Genomic DNA, 5842 nt, shown 5'->3' on the forward strand with positions numbered 1-5842 from the left:
GTTTTAATATCGATTATCAGACGGTGTCTGGTAATGAAAAAGTATCGGTGGAGCGGTAGTTCAGTCGGTTAGAATACCTGCCTGTCACGCAGGGGGTCGCGGGTTCGAGTCCCGTCCGTTCCGCCACTAAAAAGAAAAGCCCTGAGCAATTGCTCAGGGCTTTTTACTTTGTGCCATAGTTACCTTGCTCTGTAAAGATCTGTTATGCAGTGCAAGTCTTGCCGAATATCCCTGTCACTCAGGCCGTTCTTTGCTTAAAGTAATAGCGTGTAGCACTGAAGAGACAAGCAGGTTCGTTGTGCGAAAGAAAACCTATGCGGTGAGGTACAGTGCGGGGCAACCCGTAGAGAGAATTTTTTCCTCTTGTGTACAGTATCCTGTTATGCAGGCACTGCCAGAGGAGCCGCTGCTTGAAAAAAACGACGTACTGCGTGTATTGGTGTGGAATATCTATAAACAGCAGCGCCTGCACTGGCTTTCGGTATTACAAAATTTTGGTAAAGATGCTCATCTCGTTTTACTGCAAGAGGCGCAAAGTACGCCTGAGCTGATACGCTTTGCAACGGCGAACTATGTTGCTACCGATCAGGTTCCTGCCATTATTCTTCCCCAACACCCTTCTGGAGTGATGACGCTGTCTGCCGCGCAACCGTTGTATTGCTGCCCACTAAGAGAGAGGGAGCCTCTGCTTCGCCTGTCTAAATCGGCGCTGATTACGGTTTATGCATTGCAGAGTGCTCAGCAACTGATGGTTATTAATATCCATGCCATTAATTTCAGCATCGGCGTTGAAGTGTATGGCAAACAACTGGATGCGATTGGTGAGCAGGTCAAACGTCATGCCGGGCCAGTGATCATGGCAGGGGATTTTAATGCCTGGAGCCGGCAGCGTATCAACGCGCTTTATCAATTTGCCAGTGAGATTGCCTTGCGTGAGGTTCGCTTTGTCGATGACCAGCGGCGTCGAACGTTCGGCCGCCCGTTAGATTTTGTTTTTTATCGGGGGTTACACGTCATGCAATCTTCTGTATTGGTTACCCAGGCTTCTGACCACAACCCGCTATTGGTTGAATTTCAGTTGCCGGCATGATGTCAAAACAATAAAAAAAGCCACGTAGGTTAACCACCGTGGCTTTTTTATAGGCTATGCAGCACTTAAGAGTCTGGTGATGTTGCCGTATTCACGAACAACGTTAACCGATCTCCAGGCTGAATATTCGCCTTTTTATTGATGATGGAATTCCAGCGCATAACATCTGCGATATCTACCCCGTGACGTTTGGCGATACTCGCGAGAGAATCTCCTTTACGCACCTGATAGGTAATGGAATTACTGTTACCCTTTTTACTGCCCGCAGAGGCCTGTACAACCTGAAGCGATTGACCAACCTTCAGCGCGTTAGCGCTGGCCAGATTGTTCCACTTGCGCAGATCCTGCGCGCTGACCTTCAGTTTCGCCGCAATACCTGACAAGGTGTCACCTGAATGAACCTTGTATTCCGTGTTTGCGGATAGCTGCGCCAGTTTAGTGGGTTGTACAGCGGCGATATCGCCATCTGCCAACGAATCCTTCAACTGCTCAACATGTGCCTTAGGCACCATAATGTAATGTGGCCCGTTCGGAGCGGTCACGTCACGTTTGTAGCCTGTGTTGTAGCTCTTCAGTTTTGTTAGCGACAAGCCAGCCATTTCAGCCGCTTGCGTCAACTCCATCTGTTGACCCAGGTCTACCTGCGCCAGTGCCCGACTTTCGTTGGGCTTAGGTAACTCAATGCCGTATTTTTTGCTATTCTTAAGAATATCGCTTAAGGCTAACATTTTCGGGACATAAAGTGACGTTTCACGTGGTAACGCCAATGCCCAGTAACTCGTTGACCTGCCTTTTGCCTTATTTGCTTTTACTGCTTGCAAAACACGCCCTTCACCGCTGTTATAGGCGGCGATGGTAAGTAGCCAGTCACCATCAAACATTGTGTTGAGGCGCTGCATCATGTCTAAGGCAGCCGTCGTTGATGCAACAACATCGCGACGACCATCATACCACTGGTTCTGTTTCAAACCGTAGTTACGCCCAGTGCTTGGCACAATCTGCCAGAGCCCTGCGGCATTGGCGGATGATGTGGCCTTGGGATCAAAAGCGCTCTCCACTATGGGTAGCAGTACCAGTTCCATCGGCATTTTGCGCTGCTTAATCTGCTCGACTATCCAGTACATGTACGGCTCTGCCCGTAATGTTACATCGTGGAGATAGCTCTTATTTTTTAAGTATCGTGTTTTTTGCTCGCGGATCCGGACGTTATCCGGAACCTCCATCTTCAGCTCGTCGCTAATGAAGTTCCACAGGTCGCGCTGCGCTAGGCCATTATTATCTAGCCAGCGCGCGGATGTCTCTCGACTTCCTGTGTACTTTCCTGCTTCACCTTGACCTGCTGAAGACAGACTCTGCCCATGTTGTTTCGGTTGCGAGGTGTCTTGATAGACCCCTTGGCAACCTGCCAACAAGACTGAGGCGATAATAATCGCTTGAGCCTTCATATGTGTGTCAATAGTTTGCTTAAAAGACGAGCGATAATACTTTGATTAGCCGATCAGTACAACAAAAACCTTCAAAAGCAATCTTTCTTACTACGTAATTGGGCGAAAACTTGCCAATCCTCTATGTTACCGGGTTTTATTTTTAATTTTTATTTTAAATCAATAGCATGGCATCTAAGAAAAAGGTTGATTTTTCGTTCAAGACCAAGGGTGGTTGGCAGCGTTGATTGAGATTTATCGCGTAATAGCCTGATTTCAGAAAGGTAAGCGTCAATATTGTACTCTTCAGGCCAGATAGTGTGAGCAAACTCAAGATTTGACAAGGTGTACTCGTGTGCGCAGCAAATGCGTGTCTCATCGGGAAGTTTTGATATTTTTTCAATTTATTCATGAATTTGCTTAGGTGATCCTTCAAAAATTCGCCCACATCCAGCCGAAAACAGCGTATCTCCGCAGAACAAATAGGGGGCGGCGTAGTACGAAATATGACCTAAAGTGTGACCCGGCACAGAAAACACGGAGAAATCCGAATTGAGTAACTGAATGTGATCTCCGTCGCGCAAAATACGTGTTGCACCACGCTGCGCCGTCTCTTCGGGTCCATAAACTGGCAAGTCGGGATAAGCCTTCTGGATATCAGGCACTCCCGCCACATGGTCACTGTGATGATGGGTGAGCAACACCGCTACCGGTGTGAGTTGGTGTTTACCTAGCGCTTGCAATACTGGTCCTGCGTCACCGGGATCGACAATGACACAACGGTGCTGTGCGTCATGTAATAGCCAAATGTAGTTGTCCGAAAGTGCTGCAACACTGATAAGATTCATGTGATACCCCATTTATACCCGTCATACTTCAAGCTGCATGTGCGTTGGCTGCGTTCACTCACCCGAATCACTTACCTGAGTAAGCGCATCGGGATGAATGAACCTCATCCCTGAGGTTTACCCTATGGGCCAGCGCAGGCGCTGTTCAAATTTGTTCCAGACAAATTTGTCCTTCACTTGCCGCCTTCCTGCAACGCGAATTATTTAGGGTATATTACGTGTTCTGAGATAGCTATTGGGTCTGAGGGAGAATACTAATATATGAAGCCAGCGCATACGCCTCAGGCTTATTCTTCACCAACGTGTTGGGAGGATATCCCTTGGGGCGCACATTACCAGCAGGCGCTTGAACATGCATTGGCAGCATGGTGGCCTCGTGTGTTCGGCTTCCATTTACTGAAAGTCGGCGTGCTCAGCAACGCTATCGCGACGGACACGTGTGCCATTTCCCATCAGGTTAATATCAACCCGAGTGTTACTGATGATGTGCATGTCTTGGCCGATCCTTACCAACTGCCCTTTTCTGAGAAGTCTATCGATGCCTGTTTGCTGGCGCATACACTCTCTTATTCATCGGATCTACACCGCATTCTACGCGAAGTGGATAGGGTATTGATCAATGATGGATGGTTATTGCTGAGTGGGTTTAATCCAATAAGCCTGCTCGGGGCTGGAAAGCTGACGCCCGGTCTTCGTCAATGCCAACCCTATTGTGCGCGCATGTTCACGCAGATGCGTATGATCGATTGGCTCAGCTTGCTCAATTATGAAGTGTTGTATCAGGGGACCTTCCACGTGGTGCCGTGGAAGATGCCGCAGACGACAACAGTGTCAGCGCCTCACTCAACTCTCCTAGGTTGCCTGATGCTCCTTGTTGCGCGTAAACGTACCATCCCGCTTACCATGTCCCCCTTGCGCCAGAGGTTCAACAAGCCACCGGTGCGCAGAGCCGTCGGGGCAACCAAGAGTTACCGTAAAGGGTACCGGCCGTTCTGAGCGGATTATTCCGGCTGATAGCCCGTATCGTCCTGCGTCGGGTGCGAGGCTGCCTGGCGTGCCAGTTCATCACATTTCTCGTTCTCGGGATGACCCGCATGGCCCTTAACCCACTCCCAACGCATCGTATGTCGTTGAATGGCGGCATCCAGCTGCTGCCAGAGATCGATATTCTTAACTGGCTTTTTGTCAGCGGTTTTCCAGCCTTTAAGTTTCCAATTGTGGATCCAGCGCGTGATACCTTGCCGCACATATTGGCTATCGGTACTCAGTACCACCGTACATGGGGTAGTAAGCGCTTCCAGAGCGGCAATCGCGGCCATGAGTTCCATGCGGTTATTGGTTGTCAGGCGATAACCCCCACTCAAGGTTTTTTCATGCTGCTTGTAGCGCAGCACAACGCCATAACCCCCCGGGCCGGGATTTCCCAGACAAGAACCATCGGTGAAAATTTCTACCTGCTTTGTCATCTCTGGTAGACTCTACCTTAATCATAAAAACCGTAAGTCTGACATAAAACGAAAGCGATGAGCACTGCAATTACACGACAGATCGTTCTGGATACCGAAACCACGGGGATGAACAGGCTCGGTGTTCATTATGAAGGCCATAAAATCATTGAGATAGGTGCGGTGGAGGTCATTAATCGCCGCCTGACGGGGCGCCATTATCATGTGTATATCAAGCCAGATAGATTGGTTGATCCGGAAGCGTTCATGGTCCACGGCATCAGCGATGAATTTTTACAGGATAAACCTGCCTACGCTGAGATAGCCGAGGAGTTTATTGAGTTCATTAGCGGTGCGGAACTGGTTATTCATAATGCCGCGTTTGATATCGGCTTTATGGACTATGAATTTCGGATGCTGAATCGGGATATCCCGAAAACAGAGACCTTTTGCAAGATCACCGATAGCCTCATGGTCGCGCGTAAGTTGTTTCCCGGTAAGAGAAACAGCCTGGATGCACTGTGCGACCGTTATCAGATAGATAACAGCAAACGAACGCTGCACGGGGCGTTACTCGACGCCGAAATCTTGGCCGATGTCTATCTGGCCATGACGGGGGGACAAACCTCTTTGGAGTTTGCCATGGAGAGTGACACGCAGCAAGTGAGTACAGAAAGTGAGAGCGTGCAGCGAATTACGCGCCAAGCGTCTGCTTTGCCCATCATTTATGCCAGTCCGGAAGAGCTGGCCGCTCATGAAACGCGCCTCGATCTGATTGCCAAAAAGGGGGGCAGTTGCTTGTGGCGCCAGTAATCATCATCCGATTGATGATGATTACAGCATGACGCTGGAATTATAAATAAACAGTATGAATTGATTATAAAAAGCATTGACGCCATACCCAGATCACCTTAGGCTGTGTCCCTTAATTGCTTGAGCTATAGTATCCATCTGTTTCTACGACACTTTGGATTATGGCTCGCTACGATCTTTCTGATGAAGCATGGGCAATCATTGAGCCCTTGTTACCAACCG

At 49.0% G+C, this 5842-nt stretch carries 5 protein-coding genes, 1 tRNA gene and 1 pseudogene; 4 read left to right on the forward strand and 3 right to left on the reverse strand.

What is annotated here, in order from left to right; translation table 11 throughout:
• The first annotated feature begins 49 nt into the window (after window positions 1-49).
• Both ACTBDZ_RS14190 and ACTBDZ_RS14195 read left to right on the forward strand, forming a co-directional pair.
• Window positions 50-126 (forward strand) — tRNA-Asp (locus ACTBDZ_RS14190).
• A gap of 172 nt (window positions 127-298) precedes the next feature.
• Complete coding sequence (locus ACTBDZ_RS14195) at window positions 299-1090, forward strand: endonuclease/exonuclease/phosphatase family protein (RefSeq protein WP_438815801.1); 792 nt, start codon at window positions 299-301, stop codon at window positions 1088-1090.
• Window positions 1091-1155: 65 nt separating this feature from the next.
• On the opposite strand, the gene mltD is transcribed toward ACTBDZ_RS14195, so the two are convergent.
• A complete protein-coding gene (mltD, locus tag ACTBDZ_RS14200) occupies window positions 1156-2535 on the reverse strand; it encodes a murein transglycosylase D (protein ID WP_438815802.1) in 1380 nt (459 codons plus the stop codon).
• 71 nt (window positions 2536-2606) lie between these two features.
• Window positions 2607-3362: pseudogene (gene gloB / locus ACTBDZ_RS14205) on the reverse strand (hydroxyacylglutathione hydrolase).
• A gap of 261 nt (window positions 3363-3623) precedes the next feature.
• On the opposite strand from gloB, the gene ACTBDZ_RS14210 reads away from it, so the two are divergent.
• Complete coding sequence (locus tag ACTBDZ_RS14210) at window positions 3624-4358, forward strand: methyltransferase domain-containing protein (protein ID WP_438815803.1); 735 nt, start codon at window positions 3624-3626, stop codon at window positions 4356-4358.
• Between the two features lie 5 nt (window positions 4359-4363).
• Here the strand turns inward: ACTBDZ_RS14210 and rnhA are convergent, their stop codons facing one another.
• Window positions 4364-4828, reverse strand: coding sequence for a ribonuclease HI (rnhA, locus tag ACTBDZ_RS14215; RefSeq protein ID WP_438815804.1), 465 nt, complete (start codon window positions 4826-4828; stop codon window positions 4364-4366).
• 57 nt (window positions 4829-4885) lie between these two features.
• On the opposite strand from rnhA, the gene dnaQ reads away from it, so the two are divergent.
• Window positions 4886-5620, forward strand: a complete 735-nt coding sequence (dnaQ, locus tag ACTBDZ_RS14220) for a DNA polymerase III subunit epsilon (RefSeq protein ID WP_438815805.1) — start codon at window positions 4886-4888, stop codon at window positions 5618-5620.
• Window positions 5621-5842: the final 222 nt, after the last annotated feature.

Origin of the sequence: Symbiopectobacterium sp., from assembly GCF_051710365.1 — a bacterium.
Classification (GTDB): Bacteria; Pseudomonadota; Gammaproteobacteria; order Enterobacterales; family Enterobacteriaceae; genus Symbiopectobacterium.